9 protein-coding genes are annotated in these 13,969 nt (G+C 59.4%); 4 read left to right on the top strand and 5 right to left on the bottom strand.

Annotation, left to right across the window (positions count from 1 at the left end):
• Positions 1-24: 24 nt before the first annotated feature.
• On the top strand, positions 25-444 hold the full coding sequence (locus tag JFT58_RS09720) for a hypothetical protein (RefSeq protein ID WP_020301670.1): 420 nt from the start codon (positions 25-27) through the stop codon (positions 442-444).
• A 101-nt stretch (positions 445-545) separates the two neighbouring features.
• Here the strand turns inward: JFT58_RS09720 and JFT58_RS09715 are convergent, their stop codons facing one another.
• The gene (locus tag JFT58_RS09715; protein ID WP_034125583.1) at positions 546-1,439 is read right to left on the bottom strand and encodes a LysR family transcriptional regulator; all 894 of its coding nucleotides are present in this window, start codon (positions 1,437-1,439) and stop codon (positions 546-548) included.
• Positions 1,440-1,623: 184 nt separating this feature from the next.
• Between JFT58_RS09715 and JFT58_RS09710 the strand changes: the two genes are divergently transcribed.
• The 3 genes from JFT58_RS09710 to JFT58_RS09700 all read left to right on the top strand — a co-directional run bounded on the left by JFT58_RS09710 (position 1,624) and on the right by JFT58_RS09700 (position 4,827).
• A complete protein-coding gene (locus JFT58_RS09710) occupies positions 1,624-2,838 on the top strand; it encodes an MFS transporter (RefSeq protein ID WP_054896209.1) in 1,215 nt (404 codons plus the stop codon).
• 79 nt (positions 2,839-2,917) lie between these two features.
• A complete protein-coding gene (locus tag JFT58_RS09705) occupies positions 2,918-4,186 on the top strand; it encodes an AAA family ATPase (RefSeq protein ID WP_054896208.1) in 1,269 nt (422 codons plus the stop codon).
• Complete coding sequence (locus JFT58_RS09700; RefSeq protein ID WP_054896207.1) at positions 4,183-4,827, top strand: retron system putative HNH endonuclease; 645 nt, start codon at positions 4,183-4,185, stop codon at positions 4,825-4,827. Before JFT58_RS09705 ends, JFT58_RS09700 begins: the two co-directional genes overlap by 4 nt.
• Positions 4,828-4,879: 52 nt before the next feature.
• On the opposite strand, the gene hemE is transcribed toward JFT58_RS09700, so the two are convergent.
• From hemE to JFT58_RS09680, 4 genes are all read right to left on the bottom strand, one after another.
• The gene (gene hemE, locus JFT58_RS09695) at positions 4,880-5,947 is read right to left on the bottom strand and encodes a uroporphyrinogen decarboxylase (RefSeq protein ID WP_034125581.1); all 1,068 of its coding nucleotides are present in this window, start codon (positions 5,945-5,947) and stop codon (positions 4,880-4,882) included.
• Positions 5,948-6,142: 195 nt separating this feature from the next.
• Positions 6,143-7,561, bottom strand: a complete 1,419-nt coding sequence (locus JFT58_RS09690) for an FAD-dependent oxidoreductase (protein WP_046070563.1) — start codon at positions 7,559-7,561, stop codon at positions 6,143-6,145.
• A 32-nt stretch (positions 7,562-7,593) separates the two neighbouring features.
• Positions 7,594-12,039 (bottom strand): glutamate synthase large subunit, encoded by a 4,446-nt coding sequence (gene gltB / locus JFT58_RS09685; protein ID WP_054896206.1) that lies wholly within the window; start codon positions 12,037-12,039, stop codon positions 7,594-7,596.
• Between the two features lie 352 nt (positions 12,040-12,391).
• A complete protein-coding gene (locus JFT58_RS09680; RefSeq protein WP_054896205.1) occupies positions 12,392-13,969 on the bottom strand; it encodes an SPOR domain-containing protein in 1,578 nt (525 codons plus the stop codon).

Below are 13,969 nucleotides of genomic sequence, written 5' to 3'. Positions count from 1 at the left end.
TTTTAATCGATTGGAGAAAACGGAATGTCTTCCCTGCTACGCGCTGCCCTGATCACCCTGGCCCTGCTGACCACGGCTGGCTGCACCAGCAAACCCGTGCTCAACACCCAGCATGAGTTACCGGCCACAAGCCAGGTCAGCGAAGAAAAAATGAAGCAAGTGATCGTCGCCGCCCTGCAAAAACGCGAGTGGACGGTACAACGCCTGAGCCCGCAACTGGTACAGGCCGAGATCACCGTGCGCGGCCAGTTCTACGCCGCCATCGACATCCGCTACACCCGCAACAGCTACGCCATCACCTACCGCGACAGCCGCGACCTGGGCTACAAGGACGGGAAGATCCATCGCAACTACAACCGTTGGGTGAGCATGCTGGATCGGGATATTCTGGCGGGGTTGCGTACTTACAGCGTGAATGAAGCAAATACTTCGCCCCAAAACTGACCCCCTTGTGGCGAGGGAGCTTGCTCCCGCTGGACTGCGCAGCAGGCCCATTTTTTAGGGCCGCTACGCGACCCAGCGGGAGCAAGCTCCCTCGCCACAGGTTATTGAGCGGCCTTACGCGTCAACAACTCCACAAACCCTTTCGCCATTGGCGTTTGCGCGCCCTTGCGCTGCACCAGCCACACCGCCGTCACTGCCTGCGGGTCGAGCAAGGTGCGATAGACCACGCCATCAATGCGGATGCGCTGGTAAGACGCCGGCAGCACCGACACCCCCAACCCCGCCGCCACCAGGCCGATGATGGTCATTGCTTCCCCTGCTTCCTGAGCAAAGTGCGGGCTGAACCCGGCGTCACGAGCGAGGTTGAGCAACTGCGCGTACAAGCCGCTGCCGTAACTGCGCGGGAAGAACACGAAAGGCTCCTCGGCCAATTGCTCCAGATGCAAGCCGCGCTCGCTGCCTTGCGCCAACGGGTGGCCGGCGCTCAATACCGCGACCAAGGGTTCGCGCATCAACTCGATCACGTTCAGTGAGTCGGGCAAGGGCAAAGGCCGCATCAACCCAACCTGAATCGACTCGTCCACCAGCGACTCGGCCACTTGGGTGCTGCTCATTTCTTGCAGGTTCAGATGCACCGCCGGGAATGCCTGGCGGAAGGCAAAGATCGCCTGGGGAATGCTGGCGTTGAACGGCGCAGACGAGGTGAAGCCGATCTTCAATTCACCCAGTTCCCCCAACTGCGCACGCCGCGCCACATCTGCCGCCTTGTCGACCTGGGCCAGCACCAGCCGTGCCTCTTGCAAGAACAAGCGCCCGGCCTCGCTCAGCTCGACCCGACGATTGGTACGCTCGAACAAGCGTGCGCCCAGCTCGTGTTCCAGCGCCTGTATCTGCTGGCTCAGGGGCGGCTGCGAGATGCCCAGCACCTGCGCGGCGCGGCCGAAGTGCAGCTCTTCGGCAACGGCGATGAAGTAGCGCAAATGGCGAAATTCCATGCAAGCCTCATTAGGTCGTAAAAGCTATCAAACCGGTCGAACAATATATTGGAAAGAATCATTAGCCAGCTATATTCTTTTTCGTATTGTCAGTCCTGGCAGACTTTCCTCCCCGAGGTCCCCCGTGAATCCTGCTGTTGCCCCACTTGCCCAACACACCTCGCCCTCAGCCCTTGATGACGTAGTGGCGCAGCTCAACGACGCGTACATCGAAAAAGGCACGCCGATGTTCATGCGCACCGTGCTGGCGCTGTTCTCCGGCGGCTTCGCCACGTTCGCCCTGTTGTATTGCGTACAGCCGATGATGCCGGCGCTGTCCCATGAGTTTTCCATCAATGCGGCGCAAAGCAGCCTGATTCTATCCGTCGCCACGGCGATGCTCGCCTGCGGCCTGCTGATCACCGGGCCGATATCCGACAGGCTGGGGCGCAAGCCGGTGATGGTCGCTGCGTTGTTCTGTGCGGCGCTGGCCACCATCGCCAGCGGCTTGATGCCGAGCTGGGAGGGCATCCTGTTGATGCGTGCACTGGTGGGCCTGTCCTTGAGCGGCCTGGCCGCCGTGGCCATGACCTATCTCAGCGAAGAGATCCACCCGCAGCACATCGGCCTAGCCATGGGCCTGTACATCGGCGGCAACGCGATTGGCGGCATGAGCGGGCGCCTGATCATCGGCGTATTGATCGACTTCGTCAGTTGGCACACTGCAATGCTGATCATCGGCGCCCTGGCGTTGATCGCAGCCACGGTGTTCTGGAAGATCCTTCCCGAATCGCGCAACTTCCGCGCCAGCAGCCTCAAGCCGCGCAGCCTGGTGGACGGCTTTGTCATGCACTTCAAGGACGCCGGCCTGCCGTGGCTGTTTCTCGAAGCCTTCCTGCTGATGGGCGCCTTCGTGACGATGTTCAACTACATCGGCTATCGCCTGCTGGCCTCCCCCTACGAGCTGAGCCAGGCGGTGGTCGGTTTGCTGTCAGTGGTGTACCTCTCGGGCATCTACAGCTCGGCCAAGATCGGCTCACTGGCCGACCGCCTCGGCCGCCGCCGCGTGCTATGGGGCACCATCGTGCTGATGCTCGCCGGCATGGCCCTGACGCTCTTCACGCCTTTGTGGCTGGTGGTACCGGGCATGCTGGTGTTCACCTTCGGCTTCTTCGGCGCCCACTCGGTCGCCAGCAGCTGGATCGGCCGCCGCGCAGTGAAAGCCAAGGGGCAGGCGTCGTCGCTGTACCTGTTCTGCTATTACGTCGGGTCGAGCATTGCCGGGACGGCGGGTGGGTTTTTCTGGCACTTTGCCGGGTGGAACGGGATTGGCGCGTTCATCGTCGCTCTGTTGGTTGGCGCGTTGCTGGTAGCGTTGAAGCTGGCGAAGTTGCCGCCACTGGGACAGCTCCAAAGCTAGTAACACCTACGCCCCTGGCGGTTCTGACGGGCCAAGGTACACTGTTGGCATTCGTCAGTCTTGGTAAAGGAAAGCCAGAATGCGCCTGGACCAGCTTCATATTCAGAATTTTCGTTGTTACGAGGATGCCACTTTTGACTTTCAGCCGGGATTTAACCTGGTGGTGGGAGTTAATGGGAGTGGAAAAACTTCATTATTGCAGGCAGTTGCGTCTAGCCTCTATAACTTTTCCACAGCAATGGGAAATAGAGACGCTCAAATTACTGATCAAGATGTTCGATTTACCATCCAGCAGTACGATGATCGCTACAGATTCGAGCATTTATACCCTTTAAAACTTAATGCCAAAGGCTCAGCTTTCGGCCTTGACAATTGGGAAATATTTAAAGAGCGAAAAGACCAAGGGCAATCTTACAATCACGTAGTCCATACAACTGTATCTACGCAGCTCGACAATTTAGACTCCAAAGGTCAAATGGACCTTCCCATAATAGCTTTTTATCGTGCCAACCGCCGTTGGGCTTCTCCGAACGTGACCGCTGAGTTCGCGGCCACACAAAAGTCATCACGTCTGGATGCCTACGCAAACTGGTCCGATGCCGCAATAAATCTTACAAATTTTGAAAGTTGGTTTATTGGAAAAACGCTGGAGCGCCTACAACGGATGTCGCGATCAGAAGCTAAAAACTCTTTCGACGATGAGTTGCTCTGGGTCAATCTGGCACTTAAATCCGTATTACCCGATTCAAAAGGTATCGAATACGACCTCGGACTGCGCACTCTGCTAGTTCAACTAAATCAAAACAAAACCCTGCCATTTTCAAGTTTGAGTGATGGGCAGCGTGGTTTATTTTCTTTGATCGCCGACATTGCACGCCGAATGTGCCTTATTAACCCCCACATGGGTAGCAAAGTCTTAGAGAAGACTAACGGCATCATCGTAATTGACGAATTGGACATTCATTTACACCCAGGTTGGCAGCGCAGTATCGTTTCGACGTTAAAAAAAGCTTTTCCAAAGATACAGTTCATAGCTGCAAGTCACTCTCCACAGATAATCGGTGGTTTGATGCCAAATGAAATCATGCTTCTGAACGACGGAGATGCTTCACACCCACGCGTATCCTACGGACTAGATTCCAGCCGAGTGCTCGAGGAGATCATGGGCGTATCCGAGCGCGAGCCAGAAGTGGAAACGCTCCTCAGCGAACTATTCAGCACCATTGAAGACAACAACCTGGTAGAAGCCAAAGCCCAGCTCAAAGCGCTCAGGAAAGTTGCGCCCGATCTTCCTGAGTTCGCAGGAGCACAAGCGTTGATCCGTCGCAAGGAGATCCTCGGAAAATGAAACAAATATTCAAAGGATCCGAGCCAGCGTCATTTACCCAATGGAAGGCGTCAACCAACGAAGAGTGGGAGCCTACCTATTCCACTCTTCAGAACCCTCAGAAACGCGACCTGCACAATAGCCTACTACTGGAGCAAGGTTATTTCTGTTGCTACTGTGGCCGAGACATTGATGCGACATCCAGTCATATCGAGCACTTTCGACCACAAGAAACTTTTGACGACCTCGCTCTGGCATACCAAAACCTTCATGCTTCTTGTATCAGGGAAACCAAACCCGGCGCCCCCTTACACTGTGGGCACGCGAAAGAAAACTGGTTCGACGAAGCCGAACATATTTCTCCCTTAGAGGAAAATTGTGAACAGCGCTTTCGATATCTTCTGACAGGACAAATACAGGCGGCGAGCACCTCTGATTCAGCAGCGACTAAAATGATCGAAGTTCTCGCCCTAGATATCGCCTATTTAAACAACAGACGCCAAGATGCAATTGAACGCGTCTTTGACCCCTCATTCATTGAGGCAGCCAATGTAGAAGACTTCAAGACTCTCATGGCGGTTTTGCGTTATACACCCTTAGGTGAACAACAAGCATTCGACCATGTAATAGCTCGGTTTGCAGAACAATTAATAGACACATGATCCAAATGTAAAAACGCCCGGCATAAACCGGGCGTTTTTTATTTGGTGGCGTTCATTCGTGGTACTGCGCCGACAGTTCGTGCACTGCGCGCAAGAACGCACCCGCGTGCTCCGGGTTCACTTCCGGTGTGATGCCGTGGCCAAGGTTGAACACGTGGCCACTGCCCTTGCCATAGCTGGCCAGGATGCGTCCGACTTCGGCGCGGATCGCTTCTGGCTTGGCGTACAGCACGGTCGGGTCCATGTTGCCTTGCAGGGCAACCTGGTTGCCGACGCGACGGCGCGCTTCGCCGAGGTCGCAGGTCCAGTCCAGGCCCAATGCATCGGCGCCCGCGTCAGCGATGCTTTCCAGCCACAGGCCGCCGCCTTTGGTGAACATGATCACCGGAACCTTGCGGCCTTCGTGTTCACGGATCAGGCCGCTGACGATCTTGCGCATGTAGGCCAGGGAGAACTCCTGGTACGCCGCCGACGACAGGTTGCCACCCCAGGTGTCGAAAATCTGTACCGCTTGGGCGCCTGCCATGATCTGGCCGTTGAGGTAGGACGTGACCGACTGCGCCAGCTTGTCCAGCAACAGGTGCATGGCTTGCGGGTTGTCGTAGAGCATGGCTTTGGTCTTGCGGAAGTCTTTCGACGAGCCGCCTTCAACCATGTAGGTGGCCAGGGTCCAGGGGCTGCCGGAGAAACCGATCAGCGGCACGCGGCCGTTGAGCTCGCGGCGGATGGTGCTCACAGCATCCATCACGTAGCCCAGGTCTTTGTGTGGGTCAGGGATCGGCAGGGCTTCGATATCGGCCAGGGTGCTGACGACTTTCTTGAAGCGCGGGCCTTCGCCGGTTTCGAAGTACAGGCCCTGGCCCATGGCATCCGGGATGGTGAGGATATCGGAGAAGAGGATGGCCGCATCCAGTTGTGGGTAGCGGTCCAGCGGCTGCATCGTGACTTCGCAGGCGAACTCCGGGTTCATGCACAGGCTCATGAAATCACCGGCGTTGGCGCGACTGGCGCGGTATTCCGGCAGATAGCGACCGGCTTGACGCATCATCCACACCGGGGTGACGTCTACGGGTTGCTTGAGCAGGGCACGAAGGAAACGGTCGTTCTTGAGGGCAGTCATGTCGGCATCCGCAAAAAAAGTGCGGGCATTTTCTCAGAGCGCGACGCAAAAGGCACGGAATGCACCGTGCCTTTTGTCTATCGGGTCAATTTGTCGCGGCAATGCCGCCGCAGGATCGCTCCCACGCTCCGCGTCATGCTGTTCGGGACGCGGAGCGTCCTGGCGGCATTCCCACGCAGAGCGTGGGAACGATCATCAGACTTGCAGGTAGTCCAGGATGCCTTCGGCGGCGTTACGGCCTTCGAAGATCGCGGTGACCACAAGGTCCGACCCACGCACCATGTCGCCACCGGCGAAGATCTTCGGGTTGCTGGTCTGGTGCTTGTACTGGCCTTGTTCCGGGGCCACGACGCGGCCCTGGCTGTCGGTCTGGATTTCGAACTGCTCGAACCACGACGCCGGGCTTGGGCGGAAACCGAAGGCGATGACCACGGCGTCGGCCGGGATGATTTCTTCGGAACCCGGGATCGGCTCGGGGCTGCGACGGCCACGGGCGTCCGGTTCGCCGAGACGGGTCTCGACCACCTTCACACCTTCCACACGGTCTTCACCGACGATGGCGATCGGCTGGCGGTTGTAGAGGAATTTCACGCCTTCTTCCTTGGCGTTCTTCACCTCTTTGCGCGAGCCGGGCATGTTGGCTTCGTCACGGCGATAAGCGCAGGTCACCGACTTGGCGCCCTGGCGGATCGAGGTGCGGTTGCAGTCCATCGCGGTGTCACCACCGCCCAGCACCACGACCTTCTTGCCCTTCATGTCGACGAAATCTTCCGGCGACTTTTCAAAGCCCAGGTTGCGGTTGACGTTGGCGATCAGGAAGTCGAGCGCGTCATACACGCCGGGCAAGTCCTCACCGGCAAAGCCGCCCTTCATGTAGGTGTAGGTGCCCATGCCCATGAACACCGCATCGTATTCGGCGAGCAGTTGCTCCATGGTGATGTCTTTGCCGATTTCGGTATTGAGGCGGAACTCGATACCCATGCCAGTGAACACTTCACGACGGTGGCTGAGTACGGTTTTTTCCAGCTTGAATTCAGGGATACCGAAGGTCAGCAGGCCACCGATTTCCGGGTTCTTGTCGAACACCACCGGAGTCACGCCGCCACGCACCAGCACGTCGGCACACCCCAGGCCAGCAGGGCCCGCGCCGATGATCGCGACGCGCTTGCCGGTTGGCTTGACCTTGGACATGTCCGGGCGCCAGCCCATGGCGAACGCCGTATCGGTGATGTACTTCTCCACCGAACCGATGGTCACCGCGCCGAAGCCGTCGTTGAGGGTGCAGGCACCTTCACACAGACGGTCTTGCGGGCACACCCGGCCGCAGACTTCCGGCAGGGTGTTGGTCTGGTGCGACAGCTCGGCGGCGGCGAGGATGTTGCCCTCGGCCACCAGTTTGAGCCAGTTGGGAATGAAGTTGTGCACCGGGCACTTCCATTCGCAATACGGGTTACCGCATCCCAGGCAGCGGTGGGCCTGGTCGGCCGAGTGCTGGGGCTTGAAGGGTTCGTAGATTTCCACGAACTCTTTCTTGCGTTGACGCAACAGTTTCTTCTTCGGATCTTTGCGCCCGACATCGATGAACTGGAAGTCGTTATTCAGACGTTCAGCCATGTTAAAACCTCATCAAACTGTTCAGGCGCATATCACTGCGGGTTGGCACGGATGCTGGAAAGCAACGATTTCAGGTTGGCAGCCTTGGGCTTGACCAGCCAGAAACGACGCAGGTAATCATCGAGGTTTTCGGCGAGGTTGCGACCCCATTCGCTGCCGGTTTCCTCGACGTACTCGTCCAGCACGTGCTGCAAGTGGTTCCGGTAGGATTCCATGGCTTCGCCGCTGATGCGCTGGATCTCGACCAACTCGTGGTTGACCTTGTCGACGAAGGTGTTGTCCTGGTCGAGCACGTAGGCGAAACCGCCGGTCATGCCCGAACCGAAGTTGTAACCGGTCTTGCCCAGTACCGCGACAAAGCCTCCGGTCATGTACTCGCAGCAGTGATCGCCAGTGCCTTCCACCACGGTGTGGGCACCGGAGTTACGCACGGCGAAACGCTCACCGGCAGTACCTGCGGCAAACAGCTTGCCACCGGTGGCGCCGTACAGGCAGGTGTTGCCGATGATGGCACTGTCCTGGGTCTTGTACACACTGCCAGCCGGCGGAACGATGACCAGTTTGCCGCCAGTCATGCCCTTGCCCACGTAGTCGTTGGCGTCGCCTTCCAGGTACATGTGCAGGCCGCCGGCGTTCCACACGCCGAAGCTCTGGCCCGCAGTGCCCTTGAAGCGGAAGGTGATCGGCGCTTTCGCCATGCCCTGGTTGCCGTGCTTGCGTGCGATTTCGCCGGAGATGCGTGCGCCGATGGAACGGTCGCAGTTGCAAATATCCAGGGCGAATTCGCCACCGCTGGCGTCGTTGATCGAGGAGCCGGCCATTTCGACCATTTTCTCGGCCAGCAGGCCTTTGTCGAACGGTGGGTTGCGGTCCACCTGGCAGAATTGTGGCTTGTCTGCCGGGATGTGATCGCTGCCCAACAGTGGGGTGAGGTCCAGATGTTGTTGCTTGGCGGTCTGGCCTTCGAGGATGTCCAACAGGTCGGTGCGACCGATCAGCTCTTCCAGCGAACGCACGCCCAATTTGGCCAGCCACTCACGGGTTTCTTCGGCGACGTAGGTGAAGAAATTCACCACCATGTCGACGGTGCCGATGTAGTGATCCTTGCGCAGTTTTTCGTTCTGAGTCGCTACGCCGGTGGCGCAGTTGTTCAGGTGGCAGATGCGCAGGTATTTGCAGCCCAGGGCGATCATGGGCGCAGTGCCGAAGCCGAAACTTTCGGCGCCGAGGATCGCGGCCTTGATCACGTCGAGGCCGGTTTTCAGGCCGCCGTCGGTCTGTACTCGCACCTTGCCGCGCAGGTCGTTGCCGCGCAGGGTCTGGTGGGTTTCGGCCAGGCCGAGCTCCCACGGCGCACCGGCGTACTTGATCGAGGTCAGCGGCGAAGCGCCGGTGCCGCCGTCGTAGCCGGAGATGGTGATCAGGTCGGCATAGGCCTTGGCCACACCGGCGGCGATGGTGCCGACGCCGGCTTCTGCCACCAGTTTCACCGAGACCAGGGCCTGGGGGTTGACTTGTTTCAAGTCGAAAATCAGCTGCGACAAGTCTTCAATCGAGTAAATGTCGTGGTGCGGCGGTGGCGAGATCAACGTCACGCCCGGCACCGCATAACGCAGCTTGGCGATCAAACCGTTGACCTTGCCGCCTGGCAGTTGACCGCCCTCACCCGGCTTGGCGCCTTGGGCCACCTTGATCTGCAGCACCTCGGCGTTCACCAGGTACTCCGGGGTCACCCCGAAACGGCCGGTGGCCACCTGCTTGATCTTCGAGCTTTTGAGCGTGCCGTAGCGCGCCGGGTCTTCACCGCCTTCGCCGGAGTTGGAACGCGCACCCAGGCGGTTCATGGCTTCGGCCAGGGCTTCGTGAGCCTCGGGCGACAAGGCGCCCAGGGAAATACCGGCGGAGTCGAAGCGCTTGAGGATCGACTCCAGCGGCTCGACTTCGGCGATGTCCATCGGCGTGTCCAGGGTCTTCACCTTGAACAGATCGCGGATCATCGACACCGGGCGGTTGTCCACCAGGCTCGTGTATTCCTTGAACTTGGCGTAGTCGCCCTGCTGCACAGCGGCTTGCAGGGTGTTGACCACGTCCGGGTTGTAAGCATGGTATTCGCCACCGTGCACGAACTTGAGCAGGCCACCTTGCTGGATCGGCTTGCGCGCGCTCCAGGCCTCCAAGGCCAGGGCTTTTTGCTCGGCTTCGATGTCGACGAAACGCGCACCCTTGATGCGGCTCGGTACGCCACGGAAACTCAGCTCGCAGACTTCTTCGGACAGACCGATGGCTTCGAACAACTGAGCACCACGGTACGAGGTGACCGTGGAGATACCCATCTTCGACAGAATCTTCAGCAAGCCCTTGGTGATGCCCTTGCGGTAGTTCTTGAACACCTCATAGAGGTCGCCCAGCACTTCACCGGTACGGATCAGGTCACCCAGCACTTCGTACGCGAGGAACGGGTAAACCGCCGAAGCGCCGAAACCGATCAGCACCGCAAAGTGATGCGGGTCACGGGCAGTGGCGGTTTCCACGAGGATGTTGGAGTCGCAGCGCAGGCCTTTTTCGGTCAGGCGGTGGTGCACCGCGCCGGTCGCCAGGGACGCGTGGATCGGCAACTTGCCCGGCGCGATATGGCGGTCGGTCAGTACGATCTGGGTACGACCGGCACGCACGGCTTCTTCAGCCTGGTCAGCAACGTTACGCACTGCGGCTTCAAGGCCCAGGCTCTCGTCGTAGTTCAGGTCGATGATCTGACGATCGAAGCCCGGACGCTCAAGGGTCATCAGCGAGCGCCATTTGGCCGGGGAAATGACCGGCGAGCTGAGGATCACACGGGAGGCATGCTCAGGCGATTCCTGGAAGATGTTGCGCTCGGCGCCGAGGCACACTTCCAGGGACATCACGATGGCTTCACGCAGCGGGTCGATCGGCGGGTTGGTCACCTGGGCGAACTGCTGGCGGAAGTAGTCGTACGGCGTGCGTACGCGCTGGGACAGCACGGCCATTGGCGTGTCATCGCCCATGGAGCCGACGGCCTCGTAGCCTTGCTCACCGAGCGGACGCAGCACCTGGTCGCGCTCTTCGAACGTGACCTGGTACATCTTCATGTACTGCTTGAGCTGGTCGACGTCATAGAAAGCCGAACCGTGGTCGTTGTCTTCCATGGTCGCCTGGATGCGCAGGGCGTTCTTGCGCAGCCATTGCTTGTACGGGTGACGGGACTTCAAGCGGTTGTCGATGGCGTCGGTGTCGAGGATCTGCCCGGTCTCGGTGTCCACGGCCAGGATCTGGCCAGGGCCCACACGGCCTTTGGCGATCACGTCTTCAGGCTTGTAGTCCCACACGCCGATTTCCGAGGCGAGGGTGATGAAACCGTTGGTGGTGGTCACCCAACGCGCCGGGCGCAGGCCGTTACGGTCGAGCAGGCACACCGCATAGCGGCCGTCGGTCATGACCACGCCGGCCGGGCCGTCCCACGGTTCCATGTGCATCGAGTTGTACTCGTAGAACGCACGCAGGTCCGGGTCCATCGTCTCGACGTTCTGCCACGCTGGCGGAATGATCATGCGCACGCCACGGAACAGGTCGATGCCGCCGGTGACCATCAGTTCGAGCATGTTGTCCATGCTGGAGGAGTCGGAACCCACGCGATTGACCAGCGGGCCGAGCTCTTCGAGGTCCATCAAATCGTTGGCGAACTTGGTGCGACGGGCCTGGGCCCAGTTGCGGTTGCCAGTGATGGTATTGATCTCGCCGTTGTGGGCGAGGAAGCGGAATGGCTGGGCCAGCGGCCATTTCGGCAGGGTATTGGTGGAGAAGCGCTGGTGGAACACGCAGATTGCGGTTTGCAGGCGCTCATCGCTCAGGTCTGGATAGAAGGCGGTGAGGTCCGCCGGCATCATCAGGCCTTTATAAATGATGGTCTTGTGGGAAAAGCTGCAGATGTAATGGTCGGTGTCGGCGGCGTTGAGCACCGACGAACGACGACGGGACGTGAACAGCTTGATCGCCATGTCCTGGTCGCTCAGGCCATCGCCGGCGATGAACACTTGTTCGATCTGCGGCAGGCGCTCCAGGGCCAGGCGGCCGAGTACGCTGGTGTCGATGGGCACTTTGCGCCATCCGACGATTTGCAGGCCGGCGGCGGCGATCTCGCGGTTCATGTTCTCGCGAGCGGCTTCGGCTTTTACCGGGTCCTGGTTGAAAAACACCATGCCCACGGCGTACTGCTTGGGCAGTTCGACCGCGAATTGCTCTTTGGCGACAGCGCGCAGGAACTGGTCGGGCTTTTGAATCAGCAAGCCACAGCCGTCACCGGTCTTGCCGTCGGCGTTGATCCCACCGCGGTGGGTCATGCAGGTCAGGGCCTCGATGGCCGTTTGCAAAAGGGTATGACTGGGTTCGCCCTGCATGTGGGCTATCAGGCCGAAACCGCAGTTATCCTTGAATTCATCGGGTTGGTACAGACCTGCTTTCATAGACACTTTCTCACCAGGCTGCCTCTTTTACCGAGGCAAATTTCTTTTCAATTCAACCGGTTACCTTCCACGCCGAACGTACGCCGGCTTAGCGGGGGCAAAAGGGAGGTCATTGTACACACCGACACAGACGCTCACAAATTTAGCGACGAAATGTCGCAAATCTATGTCGCATTTATGAAAGGTTTAAAGCGATATGCTGTGCTAGTCAAAACTTTTTTAATTCTGACCGCTACGACTCAAAAGCCACTGTGACGCAGACACCACAAAGCGCGCGGTCTCGGGAGACTGCACGCACTTGCGGATTTTTTTGAGGTGCCGGGAGGGCGGCCTGGGTAAGGCCGCCGGATCTTCAGCGAGTTGCTGCCAGTTCTTGTTGAACGCTGGCAACAGTGCGAGGCCAAGGTTTACCAGCCTGAACCTTCGCTGGCAAGGCCTTGATGGCAGAATCGGCTGCGGCGCGGCTTGGGAAGCTACCGTAGGTGATCACGTAGAGAGGCTTGCCGTTGAGCACTTTCTTGAAATAACGGTACTGGCCGCCCTGCTCTTTGACGAATGCCTGGGCATTGGCTTCGGAGCTGGTGCCGAGGATCTGCACCACAAAGTTACCGGTAGGCTGGCTGCTGTACCAGCTGCTGCCAGCAGCGCCGGCCTTGGCAACGGTGGCGGCTGGTTTTTCCGCTGGCTTGGCGGCAGGGGCTGGTTTGGCGGCTGGCGCTGGTGCGACAGGCTTGGTCACCGGAGCAGGCTTGGCGGTAGCAACGGTGGGCGCCGGCGTCGGAGTCGGCTTGGCGACCGGAGCAACCGGCGTCGCTGGCACACCGGCCGGTACGCCTGCAGGTGGCGCGGTGGTGGTCACGGTCGGCGGCGTGGCGCTGGAGCCTTCCACCGGCACACCGTCGTCGCCTTCGGAGATGCCACCGGCTTCTTCTGCCAGAGGGCCGCGCATCACAGGTTGGCCGACCATCGGCAGGTTGGTCGGTTGGCCGGAGTTGGCAAATTCGACGTTTGGCGTGGGCTTGCCCAGTGGCAACTGCGCCTGTTCGGTTGGCGCGCCAGTGGTTGTCGGTGCTTTGTTGCGGCCCGGGATCAACCAGGCGGCGGCAACAGCGACCACGACAACGGCGGAAATAGCCAATACGTGCTTCTTAGGCATAGTGAACCCCATCTTTGGACGCTTGACCGCAGAGCGGCTGGCAATCATGGCTTCGATCATGGCATCGCGGGCAACCTGGTTGATGTTTCCAGGCCAGCCATCGGAGCTTTCGTGAATATCAGAGATCTGCGCAGCGGTGAAAAGTTCGATACCCGCCCCTGCGCCTTCAAGACGTTGTGCAAGGTATTCGCGGGTTTCTTCCTCTTCGTACGGCTGCAACTCGATGACGTGAAACAGCTCCTGCTCACCGCTGATCTGCTCCAGATCGGCGATCAACGACGACTCACCGAACAGGAACACATGCGGGCGACCTTCCGGCGTACCCGCTGCCAGCGCCAGCAAGGCTTCCAGGGCCGATTCGTCGAGCTGCTCGGCGTCGTCTACCAGCAGGTAGACTTCCTGGCCGGTCAGGCCCAATTGCACCACCTGCTTGAGAATCGCGTTCGGCTCGGCGTTGGAGACGTTCAACGCTTGCGCCACCTCGCGCAGTACGCCAGCCGCATCACCGGCACCGCGGGCCGATACCACCACGCTCTGCACCGATTGTTTGTTGGTGCTGGCCACCAGCGCCTGGCGCAGCAAGGTCTTGCCGCTGCCCAGAGGGCCGGTCACCACCAGCAGCAACTGGCTGTAGCGCGCGAGGTGATGCAACTGCCCAAGTACCGGCTTGCGCTGGGCGGGGAAGAACTTGAAACCCGGCACCCGTGGAGCAAAGGGGTCGTGGCTCAAGTGATAATGGCCGAGGAACGCCTCGTCGGCATGCAAACTAGTCAT

The organism is Pseudomonas sp. MF6767, assembly GCF_016405475.1.
Taxonomy (GTDB): domain Bacteria; phylum Pseudomonadota; class Gammaproteobacteria; order Pseudomonadales; family Pseudomonadaceae; genus Aquipseudomonas; species Aquipseudomonas paracarnis.
Note: the sequence above shows the minus strand (reverse complement) of the source record. Positions and strands in the feature narration are given on the sequence as shown.

Excerpts from the sequence above, each read along its gene's own strand:
- hemE (WP_034125581.1), bottom strand. The coding sequence starts at position 5,947 with ATGACTGCCCTCAAGAACGACCGTTTCCTTCGTGCCCTGCTCAAGCAA.
- JFT58_RS09715 (WP_034125583.1), bottom strand. The coding sequence starts at position 1,439 with ATGGAATTTCGCCATTTGCGCTACTTCATCGCCGTTGCCGAAGAGCTG.
- JFT58_RS09680 (WP_054896205.1), bottom strand. The coding sequence starts at position 13,969 with ATGACTAGTTTGCATGCCGACGAGGCGTTCCTCGGCCATTATCACTTG.
- JFT58_RS09690 (WP_046070563.1), bottom strand. The coding sequence starts at position 7,561 with ATGGCTGAACGTCTGAATAACGACTTCCAGTTCATCGATGTCGGGCGC.
- JFT58_RS09705 (WP_054896208.1), top strand. The coding sequence starts at position 2,918 with ATGCGCCTGGACCAGCTTCATATTCAGAATTTTCGTTGTTACGAGGAT.
- JFT58_RS09700 (WP_054896207.1), top strand. The coding sequence starts at position 4,183 with ATGAAACAAATATTCAAAGGATCCGAGCCAGCGTCATTTACCCAATGG.
- JFT58_RS09720 (WP_020301670.1), top strand. The coding sequence starts at position 25 with ATGTCTTCCCTGCTACGCGCTGCCCTGATCACCCTGGCCCTGCTGACC.
- gltB (WP_054896206.1), bottom strand. The coding sequence starts at position 12,039 with ATGAAAGCAGGTCTGTACCAACCCGATGAATTCAAGGATAACTGCGGT.